This is a genomic window from Kitasatospora sp. NPDC023385 (assembly GCF_055664045.1).
This window is the reverse complement of the sequence record NZ_JBVOOL010000007.1, coordinates 26,264-50,168: the sequence shown is the minus strand read 5'-3', so window position 1 is coordinate 50,168 and position 23,905 is coordinate 26,264. Positions and strand designations below refer to the sequence as shown.

18 protein-coding genes and 1 tRNA gene are annotated in these 23,905 nt (G+C 73.6%); 12 read left to right on the top strand and 7 right to left on the bottom strand.

All coding sequences use genetic code 11. The annotated features are described in order from the left end of the window. Positions 1-248 precede the first annotated feature (248 nt). The 10 genes from AC0B61_RS13485 (at position 249) to AC0B61_RS13440 (ending at position 14,061) form a co-directional block, all read left to right on the top strand. Positions 249-1,769, top strand: coding sequence for a hypothetical protein (locus AC0B61_RS13485; RefSeq protein ID WP_471740803.1), 1,521 nt, complete (start codon positions 249-251; stop codon positions 1,767-1,769). A 16-nt stretch (positions 1,770-1,785) separates the two neighbouring features. Then, positions 1,786-2,781, top strand: coding sequence for a glutamate ABC transporter substrate-binding protein (locus AC0B61_RS13480; protein ID WP_471740802.1), 996 nt, complete (start codon positions 1,786-1,788; stop codon positions 2,779-2,781). Positions 2,782-2,998: 217 nt separating this feature from the next. Then, complete coding sequence (locus AC0B61_RS13475) at positions 2,999-4,366, top strand: hypothetical protein (RefSeq protein ID WP_471740801.1); 1,368 nt, start codon at positions 2,999-3,001, stop codon at positions 4,364-4,366. Positions 4,367-4,371: 5 nt separating this feature from the next. Further along, positions 4,372-7,050: a tetratricopeptide repeat protein gene (locus AC0B61_RS13470; protein WP_471740800.1), complete on the top strand. Its 2,679-nt coding sequence runs from the start codon at positions 4,372-4,374 to the stop codon at positions 7,048-7,050. A gap of 3 nt (positions 7,051-7,053) precedes the next feature. Beyond that, positions 7,054-8,400: a protein phosphatase 2C domain-containing protein gene (locus AC0B61_RS13465; protein ID WP_471740799.1), complete on the top strand. Its 1,347-nt coding sequence runs from the start codon at positions 7,054-7,056 to the stop codon at positions 8,398-8,400. 146 nt (positions 8,401-8,546) lie between these two features. Continuing rightward, a complete protein-coding gene (locus tag AC0B61_RS13460; RefSeq protein ID WP_471740798.1) occupies positions 8,547-9,896 on the top strand; it encodes a vWA domain-containing protein in 1,350 nt (449 codons plus the stop codon). Between the two features lie 73 nt (positions 9,897-9,969). Beyond that, on the top strand, positions 9,970-11,217 hold the full coding sequence (locus tag AC0B61_RS13455; RefSeq protein WP_471740797.1) for an FHA domain-containing protein: 1,248 nt from the start codon (positions 9,970-9,972) through the stop codon (positions 11,215-11,217). A gap of 203 nt (positions 11,218-11,420) precedes the next feature. Then, a complete protein-coding gene (locus AC0B61_RS13450) occupies positions 11,421-12,338 on the top strand; it encodes an ABC transporter ATP-binding protein (RefSeq protein WP_471740796.1) in 918 nt (305 codons plus the stop codon). Next, the gene (locus AC0B61_RS13445; RefSeq protein ID WP_471740795.1) at positions 12,335-13,486 is read left to right on the top strand and encodes an ABC transporter permease; all 1,152 of its coding nucleotides are present in this window, start codon (positions 12,335-12,337) and stop codon (positions 13,484-13,486) included. The genes AC0B61_RS13450 and AC0B61_RS13445 overlap by 4 nt, the downstream gene beginning before the upstream one ends. Before the next feature lie 170 nt (positions 13,487-13,656). After that, positions 13,657-14,061: a globin gene (locus AC0B61_RS13440; protein ID WP_471740794.1), complete on the top strand. Its 405-nt coding sequence runs from the start codon at positions 13,657-13,659 to the stop codon at positions 14,059-14,061. A gap of 1 nt (position 14,062) precedes the next feature. Here the strand turns inward: AC0B61_RS13440 and AC0B61_RS13435 are convergent, their stop codons facing one another. The 5 genes from AC0B61_RS13435 to AC0B61_RS13415 form a co-directional block, all read right to left on the bottom strand. Next, complete coding sequence (locus AC0B61_RS13435) at positions 14,063-14,749, bottom strand: DUF8185 domain-containing protein (RefSeq protein WP_471741039.1); 687 nt, start codon at positions 14,747-14,749, stop codon at positions 14,063-14,065. Positions 14,750-14,785: 36 nt separating this feature from the next. Beyond that, on the bottom strand, positions 14,786-15,229 hold the full coding sequence (locus AC0B61_RS13430; protein ID WP_471740793.1) for an acyl-CoA thioesterase: 444 nt from the start codon (positions 15,227-15,229) through the stop codon (positions 14,786-14,788). A gap of 124 nt (positions 15,230-15,353) precedes the next feature. Then, positions 15,354-17,018, bottom strand: coding sequence for an energy-dependent translational throttle protein EttA (ettA, locus tag AC0B61_RS13425; protein WP_471740792.1), 1,665 nt, complete (start codon positions 17,016-17,018; stop codon positions 15,354-15,356). A gap of 340 nt (positions 17,019-17,358) precedes the next feature. Beyond that, complete coding sequence (locus AC0B61_RS13420; protein ID WP_471740791.1) at positions 17,359-18,807, bottom strand: Cys-Gln thioester bond-forming surface protein; 1,449 nt, start codon at positions 18,805-18,807, stop codon at positions 17,359-17,361. 353 nt (positions 18,808-19,160) lie between these two features. Continuing rightward, positions 19,161-19,790 (bottom strand): single-stranded DNA-binding protein, encoded by a 630-nt coding sequence (locus AC0B61_RS13415; protein WP_471740790.1) that lies wholly within the window; start codon positions 19,788-19,790, stop codon positions 19,161-19,163. A 632-nt stretch (positions 19,791-20,422) separates the two neighbouring features. On the opposite strand from AC0B61_RS13415, the gene AC0B61_RS13410 reads away from it, so the two are divergent. Continuing rightward, positions 20,423-20,498 (top strand) — tRNA-Arg (locus AC0B61_RS13410). Positions 20,499-20,906: 408 nt separating this feature from the next. Here AC0B61_RS13410 and AC0B61_RS13405 read toward each other — a convergent pair. Then, a complete protein-coding gene (locus AC0B61_RS13405; RefSeq protein ID WP_471740789.1) occupies positions 20,907-21,518 on the bottom strand; it encodes a TetR/AcrR family transcriptional regulator in 612 nt (203 codons plus the stop codon). Between the two features lie 77 nt (positions 21,519-21,595). Here AC0B61_RS13405 and AC0B61_RS13400 point away from each other — a divergent pair, with 77 nt between their 5' ends. Further along, the gene (locus AC0B61_RS13400) at positions 21,596-22,144 is read left to right on the top strand and encodes a GNAT family N-acetyltransferase (protein WP_471740788.1); all 549 of its coding nucleotides are present in this window, start codon (positions 21,596-21,598) and stop codon (positions 22,142-22,144) included. A 108-nt stretch (positions 22,145-22,252) separates the two neighbouring features. Here AC0B61_RS13400 and AC0B61_RS13395 read toward each other — a convergent pair whose 3' ends face one another. Further along, positions 22,253-23,755 (bottom strand): MFS transporter, encoded by a 1,503-nt coding sequence (locus AC0B61_RS13395; protein ID WP_471740787.1) that lies wholly within the window; start codon positions 23,753-23,755, stop codon positions 22,253-22,255. Between the last annotated feature and the right edge of the window lie 150 nt (positions 23,756-23,905).

Here is a 23,905-nt window from a genome sequence, read left to right as displayed (position 1 = left end):
GCGCGCGCCCGCAAACGGACCCCCGCGCTCCGCCCGGTTCGGGGAACCGCGTAGGGTGCGGGCCGCGTCGGACGGTTCGCCGGCTCCGTGGACGGCCGGGGCCGGGACCGTGCGCGGGCGTGCGGAAACCGTGCACGACATGCTCAAGATCGGCGCAAGTCGGGTGTGGCCGGGGGGAGTCGCGGCCATACTGCTGCCATCGGCCGGGCCCCGGGGAACGGGCCAGGCCCCAGGGGAGGATGAGGCGGGTGGCGACACCAGTAGGCAACGGCGCACCGGGCGCCGCGATCCCGGCACGGCCGAACCAGCCGCCGGGCGCAGCGGCCACCACGGCACCGGCACCGCAGGCGAGGACCGGCACCGCTCCGGCGCCCAGACCCGGCGGGGCGCCCGCCCGGCGCCCCCGCACGGCCACCGGAGTCCGCACCACCGGCGCCCGCACCGGCGCCCTCGCCACCGGCGTCCGCGCCCGGCTCGCGGAGGCCACCCGCACCGCGCCCGGCCGGCTGCGGCTGGCCGGGGTGCTGCTCGCCGTCCTCACGGTGGCCTTCGGCGGCCTCACCGCCTGGCAGTTGGAGACCAGGGCGCAGGCCGCCGACCGGGTCGTCTCGTACAGCCAGCCGCTCAGCCGGGACGCCGCCGAGATCCACCGGAGCCTGGCCGACGCCGCCACCACCGCGGCGTCCGGCTTCCTGCTCGCGGGAGCCGAGCCGAAGGACGTCCGCGACCGCTACGAGCAGGACCTCGCCACCGCCGCCAAGCTGATCGCCCAGGCCGCCGCCCGGACCACCGCGACCTCCCCCGCGCAGGACTCGCTCGCCCGGCTGAACCAGCAACTCCCGGTGTACGCCGGGCTGGTGGAGAGCGCCCGGGCCGACAACCGGCAGGGCATCCCGCTCGGCGGCGCCTACCTGCGGTACGCCTCCGAGCAGATGCAGACCGTCCTGCTGCCGGCCGCCGCCGAGCTGGGCGCCGTCGAGAACGGGGAACTGGCGGGCGACTACGCCGCCGCCAAGTCGGTGCCGTGGGCGGCGTACGGCCTGGCGGCGGTCACCCTGGCCGCGCTGGCCTGGGTACAGCTGACGCTGTTCCGCCGCACCAACCGGGTGTTCAACATCGGGCTGCTGGGCGCGACCGCCGCCGTGCTGGCCGGCGCGCTCTGGCTGACCGTCACCGGGCTGACCATCAGTGCGGCGCTCAAGCAGAGCGACCGCGAGGGCGCGACCCCGCTGCTGGCCCTCAACTCCGCCCGGGTGGACGTGCTGACCGCCCGGCTGTCGGAGAACCTGCACTTCGTGGCCCGCGGCTCGACCACCAAGTACGCCGACCAGTGGGCGAAGGCCACCGCGCACCTGGCCGGCACCAAGGACCTCCCGCCGGGCCGCAACGACGGTTCCCTCCCGGAGGCCGTCCGGCTCGCGCCGCCGGCCGCCCAGCCGAGCGTCCAGGACGCGGCGAAGCAGTTCGACGAGTGGCGCAGGCGGCACGACGCGGCCCGCGCCCTGGAGACGGGCAACGCCGACTACCAGGGCGCCCTGGACGCGACCGTGACCGCCACGGCCGACCCGGCCACCGCCGACGCCGCCTTCATCGCCACCGACAAGGCGCTCGCCCGGGCCGCCGACACCGAACAGGACCGCTTCTCGCAGGCCGCCGACGGCACCGCCGGGGACCTGCGCACCACCGCCGTCGCGGCCGCGCTGCTCGGCCTGCTGGCCGCCGCCGCCGCGCTGCGGGGCCTGGGCCGGCGACTCGCCGAGTACCGGTAAAGGGGAGGACCGACAGATGCGCACCAGAACCGTCACAAGGACCGTCACGAGAACCGCCACGAGGACCTTCACGAGAACCGTACGGACCAGGCCCGCCGCGGCCCTCGCCCTGCTGGCGGCCGGCGCCGTCGTACTCACCGGGGGCGGCCCGGTCGGCGCCGCTCCGACCGCCGGGGCCGCCGCGCCCCAGGCGGCGCAGCAGGAGCAGGGGCCGGCCGACGACACCTGCGACGTCTACCGGAGCGTCCCGCCGAGCAGCGAGGACGGCCCGGCGGTGAAGGCCATCAAGGCCAAGCGCAGCCTGGTGATCGGCGTGGACCAGAACAGCTACCGCTGGGGCGCCCGCAACCCGAACACCGGCCAGATCGAGGGCTTCGACATCGACCTCGCCCGGGCGATCGGCACCGCCATCATCGGTGACCCGGACAAGGTGGTGCTCAAGCCGGTGGCGACCGCCGACCGGGTCGACGCCGTCAAGAAGGGCCGGGTCGACCTGGTCGTCCGCACCATGACGATCAACTGCAAGCGGATGGAGGACGTCGCGTTCTCCAAGCCGTACTTCAACACCACCCAGCGCGTCCTGGTCCCCAAGTCCTCCCCGGCGAAGACCATCGACGACGCGATCAAGGACCGGACGGTGTGCGCCGCCGACAGCTCCACCGCCCAGGCCGTGGTCACGGGCAGGAAGACCGCCCGGCAGGTCGTCACCGTGGAGAACCAGCTGGACTGCCTCGTCCTGATGCAACTCGGCAAGGTCGACGCCACCATGACCGACACCGGCCTCGCCGCCGGCCAGGCCGCCCAGGACCAGACCGTGCGGATGGTGGACGGCGAGGCGCAGCCGGAGGTGATGGGCATCGCCATGCTGAAGGACACCCCCGACCTGACCGCCCGGGTCAACCAGGTGCTGGCCGACTACTACGCGCGCGGCGACTGGGCCCGCTCGTACGACCGCTGGCTCAAGCCGTACATGCCCGGCGACGCCGACCACTACTGGCCGGGCACCCGCTGAACCGGCGGTGCGGCGGGCGGGCCCGGGGCGTCGGCACGGCCATCACGCCCCGCGCCCGACCCGCCCGAACGGCCACCGGCTAGGGTTCGGGACGATCACCACGGGGAGACCGGTGGTGGACACGGGGGGATGTCGTGGGATCGCACGTCGGGCACAACGGGCACGTCGGGCACGTGACGCGCGGCGGGATCGCACGCGAGGAAGGAAGGACACCGCGGTGGCGGCATCGGCTGGCCCGGTACTGAGCCGGGAGGAAGTGGACCGCGCGCTCGCGCGCCTCGGCGCGGACCGGGACGCGGTCGAGTCGGCGCTGCTCGCCCTGCAGGACCACCCGGGCCTGCGGCTGCTGGACGGCGCCGAGCTGGCCGGGCGCACCCTGGAGCAGTGGTCCGTCGCCGGGAGGGGCCTGCCGCTGCTCTGGGCGCTGTTCGACCGCTACTCGGAGGCGCTGGCCTCGGCGCGCGCCGTACGGGCCCGCAAGGCCAAGCCCGGCGCGCCCGAACTCGCCGAGCTGAGCGAACTGTTGACCGGCGACGCGGTGACCGTCCCGGGCGGCGCCGTACCGGACGGGCCGCAGCTGCTCGGCGCGCCCGCCAAGCTGGTCGAACGGATCAGCCTGGACGCCCTGATGGCCCGGATGAACTCCTGGTACGCCACCGTGCTGGAGGTGGTCAGCGCCGCCGACGCCGTCTGGTCGGCGCTGCCCGCCCGGATCGACCTGCTGCTGGCCGAACTCCACCGGGTGCGCACCCTGGCCGCCTCGCTCGGCGTGCGCACCGGCAACCACCCCATCGGCGACGACCTGGCCGGCCTGGAGAAGGACCTCACCGAGCTGCGCACCGAGGTCCGCGGCGACCCGCTGGCGCTGTGGCGCCCGGCCCGGGTGCCCGCCCAGCGCGGCACCGTCCCGGAGGGGTCGGCCTACGCCGGGCCGGCCGGGGTGGTGGACACCGAGCGCTTCGACCGGGCCGGACGGGCACTGGACGGCGTCCGGGTGGAGCTGGAGGACCTGCTGCGGCTGCGCGACGAGGCCGAGGAACGGCTGCAGGGCGTCGGCGAGCTGCTCCAGCGGGCCGACGCCACGCTGGCCGAGGCCCGCCGGGCGCGCGGCGAGGTGCTGGCGAAGATAGCGTCCAGCGACGTCCCGGCGGTGCCCGGCCCGGCGTCGGCGCTGCGCGAACGGATCGTCACGGCGCTGGACCTGCGCCAGAGCGGGCAGTGGGGCCGGCTGGCGCCGCTGCTGGACGCGCTGGAGGACGCCGCCGCCAAGGAGCTGGGCCGGGCCCGGCAGTCGCTCACCGAGGTGACCCAGCCGCTGGCCGTCCGCGCCGAGCTGCGCGGCCGGCTCGACGCGTACAAGGCGATGGCGGCCCGGCTGCGGGTCTCCGAGGACCCGGAAGTGATCGAACGGTACGAGAAGGCGCGCTGGCTGCTCTGGAGCGCGCCGTGCGACCTGCGGGCGGCGGCCGCCGCGGTGGCCCGGTTCCAGCAGTCGCTGCGGCCGGCCCAGGTCGAGACCGAGGCCGCGCAGACTCAGGAGGCGGCCGGCCAGTCGCCGGTCGACGGACAGGTTCAGGGGGGCTGAGGTTGATGGGCGAGACGTGCGGACGGCCGGACTGCTCCGGCAGCGGCAGGATCGACGCCGACGGCTACTGCGACGAGTGCGGGCTGGCCCCGGCGGCCGGAACCACCGGAACCACCGGGACCGCCGGGCCGTCCACGGGGGGAGCACCGTCGGGAACACCGACCGGAGCACCGTCGGGAACACCGACCGGAGCACCGTCGGGAACACCCGCCGCCGCCGGCCCCGGGTCGCCCTGCCCGCGCGACTGCTCCGGCAGCATCGACGCGGACGGCTACTGCGACGAGTGCGGCCTGACCCCGCCCGGCCACGACACCGGCGCCACCCAGCCCTACGTGCCCGCCGCCCGGCTCTCCCCCGACTCCGGCCGCAGCGGCTCGGTCCGCTCGATGTCGGCCCGCACCGGCTCCGCCCGCTCGATGTCCGGCCGTTCCCGCTCGCACCGCTCGACCCGCACCGGCAGCAGCCGCTCGGTCTCGGTGCGCTCCGCCCGGGGCAGCACCAGCGCGGGCACCCGCAACCGGCTCGGCGCCGGCCTGGTCACCGTGCCGACCGTCGAGACGGCCGACCCGGCCCGGGCGGTGCTCACCAACCCGGAGGTGCCCGAGCGCAAGCGCTTCTGTTCCAAGTGCGAGGCCGCGGTGGGCCGGGAGAAGAACGGCCGCCCGGGCCGCCCGGACGGCTTCTGCACCAAGTGCGGCACGCCGTACTCGTTCACGCCCAAGCTGCGCCGCGGCGACCTGGTCGGCGGGCAGTACGAGGTGGTGGGCTGCCTCGCGCACGGCGGGCTCGGCTGGATCTACCTGGCGGTGGACCGGCGGGTCAACGACAAGTGGGTGGTGCTGAAGGGCCTGCTGGACACCGGGGACGAGGACGCGCTGGCCGTGGCCGTCGCCGAACGGCGCTTCCTGGCCGAGGTCGACCACCCCAACATCGTCCGCATCATCAACTTCGCCGAGCACCCGGACCTGCGCACCGGCGCCACCGACGGCTACATCGTCATGGAGTACGTCGGCGGCAAGTCGCTCAAGGACATCGCCAACGACCGCCGCACCCCGGACGGCCGGCGCGAGCCGCTGCCCGTCGAGCAGGCCATCGCGTACGCGCTGGAGGCGCTGCCGGCCCTGGGCTACCTGCACGGCCGGGGCCTGGTGTACTGCGACTTCAAGATCGACAACGCCATCCAGAGCGGCGACGCGCTGAAGATCATCGACATGGGCGCCGTCCGCCGCCTCGACGACGACGGCCCGATCTACGGCACCATCGGCTATCAGGCCCCGGAGATCGCCACCGACGGCCCCTCCCCCGCCTCCGACCTGTACACCGTGGCCCGCACCCTCGCCGTCCTCACCTTCGACTTCCAGGGCTACAGCGGCACCTACCGGGACTCGCTGCCCGGCCCCGAGGAAGTCGAGGTCTTCGCCCGGTACGAGTCGTACTACCGCCTGCTGGTCCGCGCCACCGACCCGGACCCGGCCCGCCGCTTCGCCTCCGCCGAGGAGATGGCCGACCAGCTCACCGGCGTCCTGCGGGAGATCCTGGCCCTCCAGAACGACCGGCCCTACCCCGCCATGTCCACCCTCTTCGGTCCCGAACTGCGCGTCGTGGACACCGAGTTGGTGCTGCCTGCCGAGCAGCCCGGACAGCTGCGGGTGACCGCCCTGGACCCGGCCGCCGCCGCCCTCGCCCTGCCCATCCCCCGGGTCGACCCGACCGACCCCAACGCCGGCTTCCTCGCCACCCTGCTCTCCCCCGACCCCGAGGAGGCGCTCGCCGCCCTGGCCGGCGCACCCGCCGTCTCGGTGGAGAGCCGGCTGCGGGAACTGCGCGCCCTGCTCGAACTCGGCCGCCACCGCGACGCCCTGACCCGCCTCGACGAGCTGGAGCACGACCACCCGGACGACTGGCGCGTCGTCTGGTACCGCGGCCTCACCGCCCTGGTCAGCGCCTCCGCGGACCCTGCCGAAGAGCACCCGGAAGGCCACGGCGGAGGCCACACCGAAGGCCGTACAGAAGGCCGCACCGAAGGCCGCGCCGAAGGCCGCACCGAACGCTACGGCGAAGCCGAACTGCGGGCGGGCGCCGAGGCGTTCGACGCCGTCTACGACGCCTTCCCCGGCGAGGCCGCGCCCAAGCTGGCCCTCGCCATCTGCGCCGAACTGCTCGGCGACGGCGGCGACGCGGCCGAGTTCTACCGGCTGGTGTGGGCCACCGACCACGCCTACCTGAGCGCCGCCTTCGGGCTGGCCCGGGTCCGGCTCGCCGGCGACGACCGGGCCGGCGCCGTCCACGCCCTGGAATCCGTCCCGGCCACCTCCAGCCACTACACCGCCGCCCGGATCGCCGCCGTCCGCGCCCGGCTGCGCGAGCGCGCCGCCACCGACGAACTCGCCGCCGACCTCGGCGCGAGCTCCGCCCAGCTGACCGCGCTGCGACTGGACGACCGCCGCCGCGAGGAGCTCGCCGTCGAGGTGCTCGGCGCGGCCCTCGGCTGGGTCGGCGCCGGTTCGGCCGGCGCCCGCCAGGCCGGCGAGCCGGTGGTGCTGGGACGTCCCGCACAGGAGCGGGAACTGCGCTTCGCCCTGGAACAGTCCTACCGGGTACTCGCCCGGTTGGCCGACCGGGCGGAGACCAGGATCGAGATGGTGGAACGGGCCAACCGAGCCCGTCCCAGGACGTGGGTGTAGCCGATGCCGCAGCAGACCGAGTGCCCGAGCTGTTCCGAGCCGATGGACCCGGAGGACGCCTACTGCGGCTCCTGCGGGACCAGCCGGGACGGCCGGGCGGCCCCGGGCGCGATGCCCACCGGCTGGGCCGCCGCCCGGGGCGAGGCCGTACCGCAGCAGCGCGGGCCCGTCTGCGTGCACTGCGGGCAGCCGCAGGTCACCGCGGACGGCTACTGCGAGGGCTGCGGCGGCGCCCAGCCGCGCCCGCGCGACCACATGGAGAAGGCGCTCGGCGGCGTCGCCGGCGTCAGCGACCGCGGCGTGCGCCACCACCGCAACGAGGACAGCTTCACCGTCGCCGCGACCTCGCTACCCGGCGGCGAGCCGGTCGTCGTCGCCGTGGTGTGCGACGGCGTCTCCTCCTCCGACCGCCCGGACGAGGCCTCGGCGACCGCCGTGGACTGCGCCTCCGAGTCCCTGCTGACCTCGCTGGAGGGCGGCCGGGACGCCACCGAGGCGATGCGCGCGGCCATCGCCGACGCCGCCAAGGCCGTCGCCGACCTCGCGACCGACGGCGCCGGCCCCACCCGGCCCGACCTCAACGCGCCCGCCTGCACCTACGTCAGCGCGATAGCGGCGGGCGGCCGGGTCACCATCGGCTGGGTCGGCGACACCCGGGCGTACTGGATCCCGGACGACCGCGCCGCCGCCGAGCCCTTCCGGCTCACCCAGGACGACTCCTGGGCGGCCCGGATGGTCGAAGCCGGCCTGATGAGCGAGGCCGAGGCGTACGCCGACCCGCGCGCCCACGCGATCACCGGCTGGCTCGGCGCCGACGCCGAGGAGGTCGTGCCGCACACCCTCGACTTCACTCCGCACGTCCCCGGGGTCGTGCTGATCTGCACCGACGGCCTGTGGAACTACGCCGAGGCGGCCACCGACCTGGCGTACTACGTCCGGCCGGACGCCCGCACCGAGCCGCTCGCCACGGCGCAGACCCTGGTGAAGTTCGCGGTCGCCGCCGGCGGCCACGACAACATCACGGTCGCCGTGCTGCCGATCGACCCGCCCGCCGTCGAGGAGGCCGAGCAGACGCCGACCGCGCTGGACCTGCCGGTGATCACCGCACGCCCGGCCGGTCAGGCCGCTCCGGGCGGTCAGGCTGCTCCGGGCGTTCCGAAGGGCTACGAGGACGACGAGGACTACGAGCCGACCCTGCCGGACATCCCGGTGATCGGCTCCCCCGCCGCCCCGCTGCCGCCCGTCGCCCCGCCGACGCCGCCCGCACCGCCCGCACCGCCCGCCGTCCCGCCGGTGCCCGCCGCCGCACCGCCCGTCCCGCCGCAGCCGTCGCACCCGCCGACGGCCTGACCGTCCGGCGACCCGACCGCCCGCCGGACGTCACGGCGCCACGGCGCCACGGCCCGCCGGCCCGAGCATCCGACCGCCCGGGCCGGCGGACCGCCCCACCGTCCTGATCACGTCCACCCCCTCACCCGACGGGAGCCGACCGCCCCATGGCAACACTGGCGAAGCCGAACCTGCCCAGGTTCGACGTGGAGATCTTCCAGAACGAGTACCTGGCCGACGGCGCCCGCGAGGTCAACGCCATCGTCACCGTCACCGCGACCGGCGGCGGCACCTCCGGCGGGCGCCCGCTCGGGATCGCCGACGCCGGCCCGACCGGCTCCGAGGCGGCCGTGGTGATCCTGGTGGACTGCTCCGGCTCGATGGACTACCCCAAGTCCAAGATCCACGGCGCCCGGGAGGCCACCGCCGCCGCCATCGACGCGCTGCGCGACGGCACCGCCTTCGCCGTGGTCGCCGGCACCCACGAGGCCCGCGACATCTACCCCGGCGACGGCACGCTCGCCACCGCCTCCGCGACCACCCGCGAGGAGGCCAAGGAGTCGCTGCGCCGCCTCAACGCCGCCGGCGGCACCGCGATGGGCAGCTGGCTCGCCAAGGCCGACAAGCTGTTCCTCACCCGCCGCGACATCGCCATCCGGCACGCGATCCTGCTCACCGACGGCAACAACGAGCACGAGTCGGCGGCGGACCTGGCCCGCAACATCGAGCGGGTCACCGGCCACTTCACCGCCGACTGCCGGGGCGTCGGCACCGACTGGCGCATCGACGAGCTGCGCACGATCTCCTCCGCGCTGCTCGGCACCGTCGACATCGTCGCCGAACCCTCCGGTCTCGCCGAGGACTTCCGCTCGATGATGGCCGGCGCCATGGGCAAGCAGGTCGCCGACGTCGCGCTGCGGATCTGGACCCCGGCCAACGCCACCGTCAAGTTCGTCAAGCAGGTCGCCCCCGCGGTGGAGGACCTGACCGCCCGCCGCGCCGAGGCCGGGCCCCGGGCCGGCGACTACCCCACCGGCTCCTGGGGCGACGAGAGCCGCGACTACCACGTCTGCGTCGAGGTCCCGGCCGCCTCCGTCGGCAACGAGATGCTCGCCGCCCGGATCAGCCTGGTGCTGCCCCCGCAGGTCGGCGGCGGCACCCCCGAGGTGCTCGGCCAGGGCCTGGTCAAGGCGGTCTGGACCGACGACCTGGCCTCCTCCACCCGGATCAGCCCGCAGGTCGCCCACTACACCGGGCAGGCCGAGCTCGCCTCCTCCATCCAGGAGGGCCTGGAGGCCCACCGCGCCGGGGACGTCGACACCGCCACCGCCAAGCTGGGCGCCGCCGTCCGGATCGCGCACGCGGCGGGGAACGAGGGCACCTACAAGCTGCTGCAGAAGGTGGTGGACGTGGTGGACCCGAAGGAGGGTACGGTTCGGTTCCGTAAGAACGTGAGCGAGGCCGACTCGATGACCCTTGAGACCCGGTCGACCAAGACGGTACGTGTGAAGAAGTGACCGCTGAAGACGTGGCCGGGCCGGCGCCCCGGCACGACGCCGCACCGTGCCGGCCCGAAACGAGGGGGACCTGATGCCGATCTGCCCGAGGGGCCACGAGTCGCAGGCCGAGGACTGGTGCGACTTCTGCGGCTTCCCGATGACCCCGCCGGCCCCGGCCCACGGCGCCGCCGCGGGCTACCCGGGAGCCCCCGGCACCGACCCCGCCGCCGGCGCGCCCGCCGGGTACGGGCAGCACGGCGGTGCGCCCTACGGCGCGCCGCCGATGCCGCCGATGCCCGCGGGCGCCTACCCGCCACCCGGAGCCTTCCCGCCGCCCGCGCCGCAGGGCCTCACCGAGGGCCTGCCGGTCTGCCCGATCTGCCGCAGCCCGCAGACCGGACGGTTCTGCGAGGAGTGCGGCTACGACTACGAGCTGTCCGCGCCCTCGCGCCGCCAGGCCCCGGCCGCCGGCGCGCCCGCACCCGGCCCCGCCCAGCCGCCGCCGCTGAACATCCCGGCGGCGTACGGCGGCACCCCTCAACAGCCCCAGCAACCCCAGCAGTCGCAGCAGCCCCAGCAGCAGCCACAACCCCCGTACGGCCAGCCGCCGTACGGGCAGCAGGCGGCCGGGCAGCCCCCGGCCGCCCAGCAGGCCGCCGTCGCCCCGCCCGTCCCGCAGCAGCCGCACGCCCCGGACCAGCCGCACACCTACGGCTATCCGCCCCCCGCGCCCGGCGCCGGCCAGGAGCGGCCCGCGCCCGAGGGCGCCTTCCCCGAGGCCCAGCCGCGCGAGGACTCCGGCCCGGTGTACGCCCAGCCCGCCGGCCCCGGCCCGAACAACCGCGGCGGCGACTTCGGCACCTCCTTCCACCTGGCCCCGCCGCAGTCCCAGCCGCCCCACCAGGGGGCGGGCCCGGCCGAGCCGGTGCGGACCAACTGGATCGCCGTGATCGCGGCCGACCGGGACTACTTCACCGACATGATGGCCCGCAGCGGCCCCGAGGCGGCCGGCCTGTTCTTCCCGCCGTACTGCCCCGAGCGCCGGATCCCGCTGACCGGCCGCGGCCAGCTGCGGATCGGCCGGCGCAGCCAGCACCGCGGCACCGTCCCGGAGATCGACCTGTCCGTCCCGCCGGAGGACCCGGGCGCCTCGCACCAGCACGCCCTGCTCGCCGAACAGGCCGACGGCAGCTGGGTGCTGGTGGACCAGGACTCCACCAACGGCACCACCGTGAACGGCGGCGCGGAGCCGATCGCGCCGCACACCGCCGTACCGCTGAACGACGGCGACCGGATCCACATCGGCGCCTGGACGACCATCACGGTGCACCGCGCCTGACCCGACCCGCCTGAGGGTACGTCAGGCAACGAACCGAGGCACCGTCAGGCGGAAGCCCCGAGGCGCCGTCGGCGACAAATCCGGCCGGGCCGGGCGGAATTCGACATCCGCCCGGCCCGGTTTTCTGCGAATCCTCAAAGAACCTCCAAATTCACCGTCGGCGATGTGCACAGGAGCCCTCGAAAGCCCTATTCTCAGGGCACATGACTGCAGCTATATCCGCCGACGGCATCCGTCAGCGGTACGGGGATGTGCAGGCCGTCGACGGGGTGTCCTTCACCGTCGAGGCCGGCGAGTTCTACGGGATCCTGGGCCCCAACGGCGCCGGGAAGACCACCACGATGGAGATCCTGGAAGGCGTCCGCAAACCGGACGAGGGCCGGATCGAGCTGCTGGGGATGGCTCCCTGGCCGCGCAATCCGAAACTGCTGCCGAGAATCGGCGTGCAGTTCCAGGCCTCCGCTTTCTTCCGGAAACTGACGGCCCGGGAGACCATCCGCACCTTCGCGTCGTTCTACGGGGTCGGCCCCAAGCGGGCCGACGCGATGCTGGAGCGGGTCGGCCTCGCGGACAAGGCCGCGACGCTCACCGACCAGATGTCCGGCGGCCAGGCCCAGCGCCTGTCGATCGCCTGCGCACTGGCCCACGACCCGGAACTCGTCTTCCTGGACGAGCCCACCACCGGCCTGGACCCCCAGGCCCGGCGCAACCTCTGGGACCTCCTGCGCGACATCAACGCCGAGGGCCGCACGGTCGTGCTCACCACGCACTACCTGGACGAGGCCGAGGTGCTCTGCGACCGGGTCTCGATCATGGACCACGGCAAGATCCTGCACACCGGCGCCCCGGCGGCGCTGATCCGCGAGATCGACGACACCGTCCGGATCAGCGTGGCCTCCGGCCAACTGCCGCTCGACCGGGCCCGCGCGCTGCTCACCGAGGCCGGCGCCGACCTCGCCAGCCTGGAGGACGACACCGTCTCGCTCTCCGTCTCGACCCGCCTTCCGGCCCCGGTGCTCAGCGTCCTGGCCGAGCAGAACGCGCTGCGCGGCCTCGAAGTGCGCGGCGCCACCCTGGAGGACGTCTTCCTCCAGCTGACCGGACGGGAGTTCCGCGCATGACCGCCACCACCCCCACCGAGCCGAAGGACCCCGCCGTGCGGGGCGGTTCGGCCGGCGCCGCCGGCGAACGGGACCGGGAACGGGTCAGCGCGTTCTGGAGCCTGTCCCGCGCGATGCTGCTCGGCATGAAGCGCGACCGCACCGCGACCTTCTTCATCCTGCTCTTCCCGCTGGTGTTCCTGGTCTTCTTCGGCAGCGTGACCAAGGGCTCCGGCAGCCCGCACGCCAAGGTGGCGCAGGTCGGCGCGGTGCAGCTGTTCGACTCGATCCAGGGCGGCGAACGGGCCGGGCTGGACAAGGTCCTCACCATCACCAGGACCGACGACGCGTCGGCCACACTGGAGAAGGTCCGCAAGGGCGACTACGACGCGATGATCACGCAGGGCCCGGACGGCAAGGTCGAACTGCGCTACAGCGCCGCCGACACCGTCCGCGCCGGCGCGCTCCAGGGCATCCTCGACTCCGTCGTCCAGAGCGCCAACCAGGCCGCCACCGGCCGGCCGCCGGCCTACGTGCTGGACGCCCAGCAGGTCGAGGACAAGTCGCTCAAGCCGATCCAGTTCCTCACCCCCGGCCTGCTCGGCTGGGCCGTCGCCACCGGCGCGGTCTTCGGCGCCGCACTGACCCTGGTCAACTGGCGCAAGACCAAGGTGCTGCGCCGGCTGCGGCTGGCCCCGATCAGCGCGGGCACGGTCGTCAGCTCCCGGATCGTGGTCTCCCTGGTGACCGCACTCCTGCAGAGCACCGTCTTCCTGGTCGTCGCCACCAGCTTCTTCGGGCTCAAACTCACCGGCGACTGGTGGCTGGTCATCCCGCTGGTGGCCTGCGCGACGCTCGCCTTCATGTCGATCGGCCTGCTGGCCGGCTCGGTTGCCAAGACCGAGGAGGCCGCCAGCGGCATCTCGCAGGTCATCGTGCTGCCGATGTCCTTCCTGTCCGGCTCGTTCTTCCCGCTGGACGGCGCTCCGGGCTGGCTGCAGACCGTCTCCAAGGTCATGCCGCTGCACTACCTGGTCAACTCCGCCCAGTCGGTGCTGACCCGCGGCGGCGGCGTCATGGACGCCCTGCCGACCATGGGCGGCCTGCTGCTCTTCGCGGCGGTGCTGACCGCGATCGCCTGGAAGCTGTTCAAGTGGGAAGACGCCTGACCGCGCTCCGCTGACCGCCCGCACTGACCGCCCGCACTGACCGCTCTGCACTGATCGCCCTCGACTAACGGCGCTCCACTGACCGCCGTCCACTCGACCGCCCGTCCCGACGGGGTCGTACGCCCTTGGTCCCGGTGTACGGCCCCGTCGGCGTCTGCGACCATGGTCGGGTGAGAGAGATCCGGCAGGGCACGTTGAGCGAGGAGACCTTCTACGACCAGGTCGGCGGTGAGCCGACCTTCCGGCGCCTGGCCCACCGGTTCTACGAGGGCATCGCCGAGGACGAGTTGCTGCGCCCGATGTACCCCGAGGGCGACCTCGGCCCGGCCGAGGAGCGGATGGCGCTGTTCCTGATGCAGTACTGGGGCGGCCCGCGCACCTACAGCGACCGCCGCGGCCACCCCCGGCTGCGGATGCGGCACGCGCCGTTCAAGGTCGACCGCGCGGCCCACGACGCCTGGTTGACGCACATGCGGGCGGCCCTCGCGAGCCTGGAGCTGCCCGAGGAGCACGAGCGGCAGCTGCTGGACTACCTGACCTACGCCGCCGCCTCGATGATCAACACCGAGGGCTGACCTACCGAAGCGGGCTGAGCCCGAGCCCCGCCCCCGGCCCGCCCGCGGTGCGCACCGCCACCGAGCCCGCCGGGGCGCTCAGCCGCAGCCAGCCGCCCACGCGGTGCACGGTCAGCGGGGCGCCGGGCTTCAGGAAGCCGATCACGTACGCGGCGTGCACCGCCCGCAGCGGCAGCTCCGGCAGCACCGCCACCGGGCGGGACCAGATCTCGTCGGCCAGCGCGTCCAGCACCGCACGGGTCCGGTGGTGCGCCGGGACGGCCTCGCTGCGCTCACGGAACTCCCGCACCCCGGCCATCAGTTCCGGGTACACCTCGGCCGCCGGCGGCTCGCCGACCGGCCGCCAGCCGGTGCGCGGCGGCAGCAGCCCGGCCCAGGCCGGGCCGGTCACCGGCGCGGGCAGCGCGACGGTGCCCGCCTCCGCGTCCACGCCGTCCAGCAGTTGGCCCGCCGAGGCGGTCAGGTCCACCGGCTCGGCGAGGCCGCCCAGCCGCGCGGTGCGGATCGCCAGCGCGCCCGAACCGCCCAGCGGCAGCCGGCCGAAGACCGCCAGCACGCCGTCGTCCGCCCCCGGGCCGACCGCCTGCAGGCGCACGGCCGCCGCCTTGTCGAAGCGCAGCAGGCGCAGCAGGAACGCGGCGAGGTCGGCGGCCTCCCCGGCATCGGCCAGGGCGAGGCGGGCGGTGATGGTCAACGCGGCTCAGCTCGAATCGTCGGGTAGCGGTCAGACGGCGACGGCGACGGGCGCCTCGTCCACGAAGCGGCTGAGGAACTCCCGCTCCACGGGCGAGATCCGGCGCGGCCGGCCCTCGGCCAGGTCGTAGGGGACGACCACGGTGGACGCCCGGACGTACACGATGTCGGTGCCGTCCTCGTCCACGTCCTTGATCTCGTACGAGACGGTCAGCGAGGCGCCGCCGATCTTCGTCACCCAGGTCTCGACGGTGACCGGCTCCGGCCGGTGCACCAGCGGACGCTTGTAATCGATCTCGTGGCGCGCCACCACCGAACCGCCCGCGAACTCCCCGGCGCCGGCCGCGGCGGCCTGGGTGAACATGAAGTCGATCCGGGCCTCCTCCAGGTAGCGCAGGAAGACGACGTTGTTGACGTGCCCGAAGGCGTCCATGTCGGACCAGCGCAGCGGGCAGGCGTAGATGTGGCGGGCCACGGGTTCTCCTCGGTGTCCGGTCGCCCGCCGCCGCGTGGACGGCGGTGGCGGACGGTGACGGCGGGCCGCGGCCCGGCAGGCCGCCCCGGAGGGCAGTCTGCCGGGCCGCGGTGACAGCTGGATGTCAGCCTCGGGTCAGCTTCTTGTACGTGGCCCGGTGCGGACGGGCGGCGTCGGCGCCGAGCCGCTCGATCTTGTTCTTCTCGTAGGACTCGAAGTTGCCCTCGAACCAGAACCACTTGCTCTCGCCCTCGTAGGCGAGGATGTGGGTGGCCACCCGGTCCAGGAACCAGCGGTCGTGGGAGATGACCACGGCGCAGCCGGGGAACTCCAGCAGGGCGTTCTCCAGCGAGGAGAGCGTCTCGACGTCCAGGTCGTTGGTGGGCTCGTCGAGGAGCAGCAGGTTGCCGCCCTGCTTGAGGGTCAGCGCCAGGTTCAGCCGGTTGCGCTCACCGCCGGACAGCACGCCGGCCGGCTTCTGCTGGTCCGGGCCCTTGAAGCCGAAGGCCGACACGTAGGCGCGGGACGGCATCTCGACCTGGCCGACGTTGATCCAGTCCAGGCCGTCGGAGACGACCTCCCAGAGGGTCTTCTTCGGGTCGATGTTGGCGCGCGACTGGTCGACGTAGCTGATCTTGACCGTCTCGCCGACCTTGACCAGGCCGGAGTCCGGGGTCTCCAGGTCCTGGAGCATCTTGAACAGCGTGGTCTTGCCGGCGCCGTTGGGGCCGATGATGCCGACGATGCCGTTGCGCGGCAGGGTGAAGCTCAGGTCGTCGATCAGGACCTTCTCGCCGAAGGCCTTGTTGAGGTTCTCCACCTCGATGACGACGCTGCCCAGACGCGGGCCCGGCGGGATCTGGATCTCCTCGAAGTCCAGCTTCCGCATCTTGTCCGCCTCGGCCGCCATCTCCTCGTAGCGGGCCAGACGGGCCTTGGACTTCGCCTGGCGGCCCTTGGCGTTGGAGCGGACCCACTCCAACTCCTCCCTGAGCCGCTTGGCGCGCTTGGCGTCCTTCTGGCCCTCGACCTTGAGCCGGGACTGCTTGGACTCCAGGTAGGTGGAGTAGTTGCCCTCGTAGCCGATCGCGCGGCCGCGGTCGAGCTCCAGGATCCAGCCGGCCACGTTGTCCAGGAAGTACCGGTCGTGGGTGACGGCGACGACGGTGCCGGCGTACTTGGCCAGGTGCTGCTCCAGCCAGTTCACCGACTCGGCGTCCAGGTGGTTGGTGGGCTCGTCGAGGAGCAGCAGGTCGGGCGCCTCCAGCAGCAGCTTGCAGAGCGCCACGCGGCGCTTCTCGCCACCGGAGAGCTTGGTGACGGCCCAGTCGCCGGGCGGGCAGCCCAGCGCGTCCATGGCCTGCTCCAGCTGGGCCTCCAGGTCCCACGCGTTGGCGTGGTCCAGGTCCTCCTGGAGCTTGCCCATCTCGTCCAGCAGCGCGTCCGAGTAGTCGGTCGCCATCAGCTCGGCGATCTCGTTGAAGCGGTTGAGCTTCCCCTTGATCTCCTTGACGCCGTCCTCGACGTTCTCCAGAACGGTCTTGGACTCGTCCAGCGGCGGCTCCTGGAGCAGCATGCCGACGGTGTAACCGGGCGAGATGAAGGCGTCGCCGTTGGAGGGGTGCTCCAGGCCGGCCATCATCTTCAGCACGGTGGACTTGCCCGCGCCGTTGGGGCCCACGACGCCGATCTTCGCCCCGGGGAGGAAGCTGAGCGTCACGTCGTCAAGGATGACCTTGTCTCCGTGCGCCTTGCGCACCTTGCGCATCGTGTAGATGTATTCCGCCACGTGAGATCGCTCCGGCGTCGTCGGGAGTATTCGGCTTGCAGCGTTCCATTGTGCCGCACCCGGCCGCGGGCCCCGAACCGCCGGGGTGCCCCACCGGGGTATCCGCGCCCCGCCGCTGACACTGCCCGGGGCGGGGCCCCCGCGTGCGGCCCCCCGTCCGGCCCCCGGTTCCGGCCCCCGCGTCCGGCTCCCGCGTCCGGCTGTCCCCGGCAACGCGAAGGCCCGGCCTCCCGCAGCGGGTGCGGGGGCCGGGCCGGGCTCTGCGCCGGGGCCTCAGGAGGTCAGCGCCTCTTGAGGTCGGCGCCCCGGGAGCTCAGTGCCCCGGGGCTCGCGGAGCGGGTCAGGCGGTGGTGCGGCCGTGGCGGCCGCGGCGGCGCAGGACGAAGACGGCGGCGCCACCGGCCACGACCAGGCCACCGGCGACGGCGGCGAGGATCGGGGTCGAGTCATTGGCACCGGTCTGGGCCAGGCCACCGGTGCCGGGGGCGGCGCTGGTGGTCGCCGGGGTCGGCTGGCCGGCGCCGGTGCTCGGGGAGCCGGACGGCGCGGCCGACGGGCTGCCGCTCGCGGCCGGGGTGGACGGGCCGGAGCTCGGGGTGCCGGTGCCGCTGCCGGTGCCGGTCTTGCAGTCCAGCACGCCCTCGAAGTCACGGCTGTAGCCGTTCGGGCCGGTCACGGCGATCTTGTAACCGGTCTTCTCGGCGACCGGGACGAGCACGCTCTCGGTCTTGCCGGGCTGGACGGTCACCTGCTGCTTGCCGACCGTGACGGTGCCGGCCTCGTCGCCACCGTTGGTGACGGAGACCCGCACGCCGTTGTTGGCGCACTCGACCTTGGCGGTGCTGTCGACCAGCGCGCCCTTGCCCTGCTTCCAGGTGGCCTTGGCCGCGGCGGCGACGTTGAGCTTGCTGGAGCCGGCCAGGATCATGGTCTGGCTGTGCTCGTCGCGGGTGTAGCCCTTGCTGAGGAAGACGCGGCCGCTGGGCACGACGGTGGAGGCGCTGGCGTTCAGCGCGACCGAGCCGTCCGGGGTGCCGGCCGGCACGTCCAGGAACAGCTGGGTGTCCTTGGCGATCGGGCCGGACAGGGCGGCGCCGACCTGCTTGCCGGTGCTGTCGAGCAGCTTGACCTTGTCGGCGGCGTCACCGCTGACGGCCAGCTTCACCTCGGCGGCGCTGGAGTTCAGGGTGAACGGGCCGAGCTTGGCGCCGGACTTGCCGGAGACCGAGTCCGGGGTCAGGGTCAGCGAGGGCTTGGGCTCGGCGGCGATGCCCTTGTTGGCGCCACCGGTCAGGTAGTCGCGCAGCTTGGCGGCGCCGGCGCTGCGCGGGGTGGCGTTCTTGCCGTCCGAGTACTTCCAGATCGCGGCCTGGGTGCCCGCGGCGGCGTCCTCCGCGGTCAGGCTGCCCGCGCCGGCGGCCTTGGCGAGCGCCGTGAGGTCCTTGACCTGCGGGTAGGAGTTCTCCAGGATCCAGCGGATCTTGGCGGCCGCCTCGACCTTGTTCTTGTCGCCGAGGGAGCTGGAGGCCCAGTCGGACTCCTGGTACTGGATCTTCTTCCGGATGTCGACCGGGAAGCCGAAGTCGATGCAGTAGGTCTGCAGCTCGCCGTCGGCGGTCTTGAGGGTGAAGAGGCCGCCGTCGACGGTGCCCTCGCCCTCGACGTCGATCTTCTCGCCGAGCATCGTGTTCTGCACCACCGCGGTCACGCCCGAACCCGGGGTGTCCGCCGCGACCGCCGCACCGGCCGCGAACAGGCCTCCGCCCACCGCCAAGCCGGTCGTGAGCATGACAGCGGTTATCCGGGACAGACTCCGCCCCTGCCTCTGGAACATCTGGGATCCCTCCGGGCCAGTCCGCTCCGATGGGGCGACCGGCCGACTTGCCGTGCCGCGCGTGCCCACTGTGGCACTGCTGCGGGTATGAACCAGACGCATCCTATTGACCCCCAGGGGCCCCGAAACCCCCATGCGAAATCAAGACGATTCCGTATCTGGATCGTTATCAATCCCCGCAGGTCCCACACAAGCTGACGGCGAGCCAGAATCTCGGCGGATTTTCCGTTATCGGCCGGGTATTGCGCGTGGGGGCGCAACCACCGTCTCGATCAACATATTTGTCGACAGGAAAGGTCACCGACCGGTCAGCTCACCGCATCCGCCCCTTCACCTCCCCGCCCACCCCCGGCCACCTCACCCGGGCCTCCGACCGCCGACAGCCCCGGCGGCAGCGCCCGCGGACCGGGGCCGGCGGCCACCGCGGCGGGCGCCGCCGCAGCCGCGGCGGAAGCCCTGCGCGCCTCCAGCGCGCTCACGATCCACCCCGGCACCACCTCGGCTCCGGCCCCACCCCCGGCCTCCGCCCCGACCTCCGCCCCGAGCGGCCCCGCACCACCCGTCGGCTGCCCGCGCACCCCCGCCGCCCAACGGAACGCCGTGGTACCACGGGTGAGGTCGTGTCCGACCGATCGGGCGTCGATCTCGGTCCGACTGCGCCGCACCTCCCCCTCCACCCACTCCCGCACCCGCAGCCGACCGCTCACCAGCACCGGATCACCCTTCGCCAACGAGCCGATCAGGTTGACCGCCAGCGCCCGCCAGGCCGTCACCGTCACCCACTGCGTCTCCCCGTCGACCCAGCACTCGCGCTGCCGGTCGTACCGCCGCTCGGTGCAGCCGAGCCGGAAGTTGGCCATCGGCACCCCGCCGGCGGTTTCCCCGTAGCTGACCTCCGTCGCGACATTGCCGAGCACCGTCACATGCGTCTCGTTCACAGCACACTCTCCGTTCTCACCGATGCACCGTACGGAATCGACCGGTGTGCCTTGAGCGTGCACTTCGGGAGAAATCCGGGCCACTGACTTCCGAAATCCTGTGGATAACTCGGGCCTGCGGAACAGTTGTCACTCGCAGGGGTGAATTTCGGCCTCCGGGAGCCGCTTCCCGCCCGCTTCTTCGCGGTCATGACAACAAACCCGCTGCTCGCCACCCCTGCCAACGGCCGCCGGAACACCCCCTCGGGGACCGTCCGCGCACGTCATCCGACCGGCACAACCGGGATTAACGCCCCCACCCGCGCCCCGGGCGGCACATTCTCCGTGTCGAATCCATAACGGGTGAGGAGGCAGCCCCGTAACGACTGCACAACGTCCGGCGCGGAACTCTCCCAGACCGCTGCACTCACGGTCTTCACCTGCGATTATCGGACCGCTCCACCGAACCGACACACCAACGACGGTGTCGTCGCACCCGGCCGAGGAACTGGACACCCTTATCCTGTCCCCGACAGGGCGAGGGCCCACCAACCCCCACCCCCACCCTCAGGTACGGGCCCGGACAACGCGCGCCCCGGCGCTCGTCGCCCGATCCCGGCCACGGTCACGCCCACTCGGGCGCCGTCCGTCCCGCCCCCATAGCTCAGCGGATAGAGCACCCGCCTTCTAAGCGGTAGGTCGCAGGTTCGAATCCTGCTGGGGGCGCCACCCACGCAATTCCCCGGGCCGGCCCGGCGATCGCGACAACGCGTAGCCGCTCGGGTCCGCGCCGCAAGGACACGCACCCACCGCTTATGGCCCGTGACAATGCGTGCCGTCCCGCCCGGGAATCCACCCTCGGCCATTGCGCCCGGTATCGCAGGGTCCGGTCAATCCACACGGGCACCGCAAAGGGCGGAAATCCCGGGCGAATCCCCCACCCGGGAGCACTCGGGGAACTCCCAGGAAACACTCAGGAACGGCCCCGCCGGGAAACGCCTACCGGAACGCATCGCGGAACATCCCTGATTGCGGCCGGGAGGACAGCCGGACACCTGCCGGACCACCTTCCGGGACCACCTTCCGGGACCGCACGCCCGGACCGCGCGCCCGGGCGGCCGGCCTTCCGTCAATCCGTCAGCCCGTCAGGCCCGCGAGGTAGGCGTCCAGCAGGGCCGTCTGCCGCTCGGCCGGGAACTCCTCCGGGGCGAACAGCGCCTGCACCACCAGCCCGAGCACGAAGGCCTGCGCCCCCGCCGCGAGTTCGGTCGGATCGGCCTGCGCCGGGAGCTCCCCGAGCCGCTGGGCGTCCGCGACGAGCGCCGTGAGCGCCACCCGCGAGCGGGCGTAGCGGCCCGCGTGTGCGGCGGCCAGCTCCGGATCGGCCAGGGCGTGGTCCCAGGAGCCGACCCAGATCCGGTTGCCGGCCGCGGAGTCCCCGTCCAGCGGGAGGACGTCGAGCAGGGCCGCCCGCAGCCGGGGCAGTCCGGCGGGCGGCGGCGGGCTGCCGTCGGCGGGTGCGGCGCGCCGGGGCCGGGCGCCCGAGCGCCGGTCCAGTTCCTCCAGCGCATGGCTCAGCAGCGCCCGCTTGTTGGGGAAGTAGTGCGTCAACAGCCCGGTGGAGGCCCCCAGTTCGGCGGCCACTGCGCGCAGTGTCAGCCCCTCGAAGCCCCGGCTGGACAGCACTCGCCACACTCCTTCGGACACGTCCGAGCGGCGGGCTTCATGATCTCCACGGGCCGGTGTCATGGGGGCTATCGTACATACCAAACGTTTGTTATGAATGGTTCCGACCAACCGGCGCACCACCCGTGAAAGGCCCGCCCGTGTTTGCTGTCCCGCTCACCGACCACGCCGAACTGCGCCCGCTGGAGCCGTGGCAGGCCCCCGAGTTCCTGGCCCACATCGACCGGGCCCGCGCCCACACCGACCCGTGGATCCCCTGGGCCACCTTCTCCACCGACCTGGACTCGGCCCGCGCCACCCTGCAGCGCTACGCCGACGGCCAGGCCGCCGACCAGAAGCGGATCTACGGCATCTGGCTGGACGGCACCCTGGTCGGCGGCGTGATGTTCGTGAGCTTCGACACCAAGTCCGGCATCTGCGAGATCGGCGCCTGGACCGAGCCCGCCGGGGAGGGCGGCGGACTGGTCACCTCCGCCGTCCGGATGCTGCTCGACTACGCCTTCGTCACCCGCGGCCTGCACCGCGCCGAGTGGTGGTGCTCAGCCGCCAACGCCCGCAGCCGGGCGGTCGCCGAGCGGGTCGGCATGCAGCGGGACGGCGTGCTGCGCGAGTGGTTCCTGTACGACGGGGTCCGCCACGACAAGGAGATCTGGGCGATCCTGGCCTCCGAGTGGGCCGCCCGGGCCTGAGGCCCGTCGGACGCCGGAAAGCCCGGGGTCCGGTGGACTCCCCCACGGTCCACCGGGCCCCGCCTGCCGACGGCCCTCCCGCCGACGGTCCCTGCTGCCGACCACCGCTCAGGCCGCGAGCACCGGCCGCTCCCCTTCGACCCCGGCCTCCCGGCCGCCGTCCACGCCGGCCCCGCCGTCCCCGTCCGTCCGCAGTCGCAGCGCGAGCAGCAGGGCCAGTGCCAGCACCCCGCCCGCCGACAGGAAGACCACGTCCACGGCGTCCGTGAAGGCGGCCAGCGCGTGCCCGCGGGCCGCGCCGGAGATGGTGCGGACCGAGCCGAGCGTGCGCCCCGGCTCGTCCGCCGCGTAGGCCCGGGCCAGCACGGTGCCGAACAGGGCCGCGCCGAGCGCGCTGCCGAGGGTCTGGAAGAAGCGCACCCCGGAGGTCGCGACGCCGAGCTGGTGCCGGGGCGCGGCCTCCTGCACCACCGTGACCAGGTTGCCGATCAGCTGGCCCATCCCGCAGCCCAGCAGGGCCAGTTCGGCCAGCACCGCCCAGAGCCCGGTGTCCGGCCCGCTGAGCCCGAGCAGGGTGAGGGCGAGCGCCGCGCAGCCCGCGCCGGCCACCAGGAAGGTGCGGGTCGAGTGGCCGCGGTCGGTCAGCCGGCCGGTCAGCAGACCGGCGGCGGTCATCCCGGCCGCCATCGGGATCAGGTAGAGGCTGGCCGAGGTCGGGGCGACGCCGCGGGCGATCTGCAGGTAGAGCATCACGTAGACGATCGAGCCGGTCATGGCCATCCCGACCAGGCCCTGGATCGCGAACCCGAGCCGCACCGCGCGGATCCGGAACAGCGCGAGCGGCAGGATCGGCTCGGCGGCGGTCGCCTGGCGCCACAGGAACAGGCCGAGCGCGGCCAGGGTGGCGGCGCCGAGCCCGAGGATCTCCGGGGAGGCCCAGCCGTAGTCCTTGCCGCCCCACTCGGTGACCAGCAGCAGGCCGGTGGCGAAGGCGGCAGCCAGGGCCGCGCCGGGGAAGTCCACGCTCCGGCGGCCGGCCGCCCGCGGCAGCCTGACCACCAGGGCGACGCCGACCAGGATGAACAGGCCGAGCGGCAGGTTGACGTAGAAGATCCAGCGCCAGCTCAGGTGGTCGGTGAGCAGCGCCCCGACCAGCGGGCCGACCGCCATGCCGAAGCCCGCGACGATCCCGCCCATCGCGCCGCCCTTGCCGCCGCGCTCCTGCGGGTCCTTGAGGTGGGCGATGACCACCATGGTGACGCTCATCAGCCCGCCGCCGCCGATGCCCTGGACGGCCCGGAACGCGATCAGCTGCCCCATCGACTGCGCGGCCCCGCACAGCCCGGAGCCGAGCAGGAAGGTGGCGAGGGCGCCGATCAGCACCTGCTTGGCGCCGTACAGGTCGCAGAGCTTGCCGTACAGGGGCAGCAGCGCGGTGGCGGCGAGCGAGAACGCGCTGACCAGCCAGGGCAGCCGGTCGACGCCGTGGACGGGGTCGAGGTCACGGACGATCGGCACGGTGGCGGCCGACACGATGTTCATGTCGAGCACGGCCAGCACGATCGTGACCAGGCAGAGCAGCATGGCGAGCTGACGGCGGACCGGTGTCATCGGTGCGGGTGTGGTCAAGGCGGCGGATGGCATAGGGAAGTCCCCCCTGGGTCAGTGGAGTTCGGCCCGGCAGGTGCGCTCAGGCGGGCTCGCCCTCACCATGGCAGCATTTTTGTACCCGGTCAATACTTCGTATCAGCTCATCTTTCA

What these genes read in the sequence shown, in the direction of transcription:
- AC0B61_RS13480 (WP_471740802.1), top strand. Translation starts at nt 1,786, where the DNA reads ATGCGCACCAGAACCGTCACAAGGACCGTCACGAGAACCGCCACGAGG.
- AC0B61_RS13470 (WP_471740800.1), top strand. Translation starts at nt 4,372, where the DNA reads ATGGGCGAGACGTGCGGACGGCCGGACTGCTCCGGCAGCGGCAGGATC.
- AC0B61_RS13465 (WP_471740799.1), top strand. Translation starts at nt 7,054, where the DNA reads ATGCCGCAGCAGACCGAGTGCCCGAGCTGTTCCGAGCCGATGGACCCG.
- AC0B61_RS13460 (WP_471740798.1), top strand. Translation starts at nt 8,547, where the DNA reads ATGGCAACACTGGCGAAGCCGAACCTGCCCAGGTTCGACGTGGAGATC.
- AC0B61_RS13455 (WP_471740797.1), top strand. Translation starts at nt 9,970, where the DNA reads ATGCCGATCTGCCCGAGGGGCCACGAGTCGCAGGCCGAGGACTGGTGC.
- AC0B61_RS13450 (WP_471740796.1), top strand. Translation starts at nt 11,421, where the DNA reads ATGACTGCAGCTATATCCGCCGACGGCATCCGTCAGCGGTACGGGGAT.
- AC0B61_RS13445 (WP_471740795.1), top strand. Translation starts at nt 12,335, where the DNA reads ATGACCGCCACCACCCCCACCGAGCCGAAGGACCCCGCCGTGCGGGGC.
- AC0B61_RS13420 (WP_471740791.1), bottom strand. Translation starts at nt 18,807, where the DNA reads ATGCTCACGACCGGCTTGGCGGTGGGCGGAGGCCTGTTCGCGGCCGGT.
- AC0B61_RS13405 (WP_471740789.1), bottom strand. Translation starts at nt 21,518, where the DNA reads ATGACACCGGCCCGTGGAGATCATGAAGCCCGCCGCTCGGACGTGTCC.
- AC0B61_RS13395 (WP_471740787.1), bottom strand. Translation starts at nt 23,755, where the DNA reads ATGACACCGGTCCGCCGTCAGCTCGCCATGCTGCTCTGCCTGGTCACG.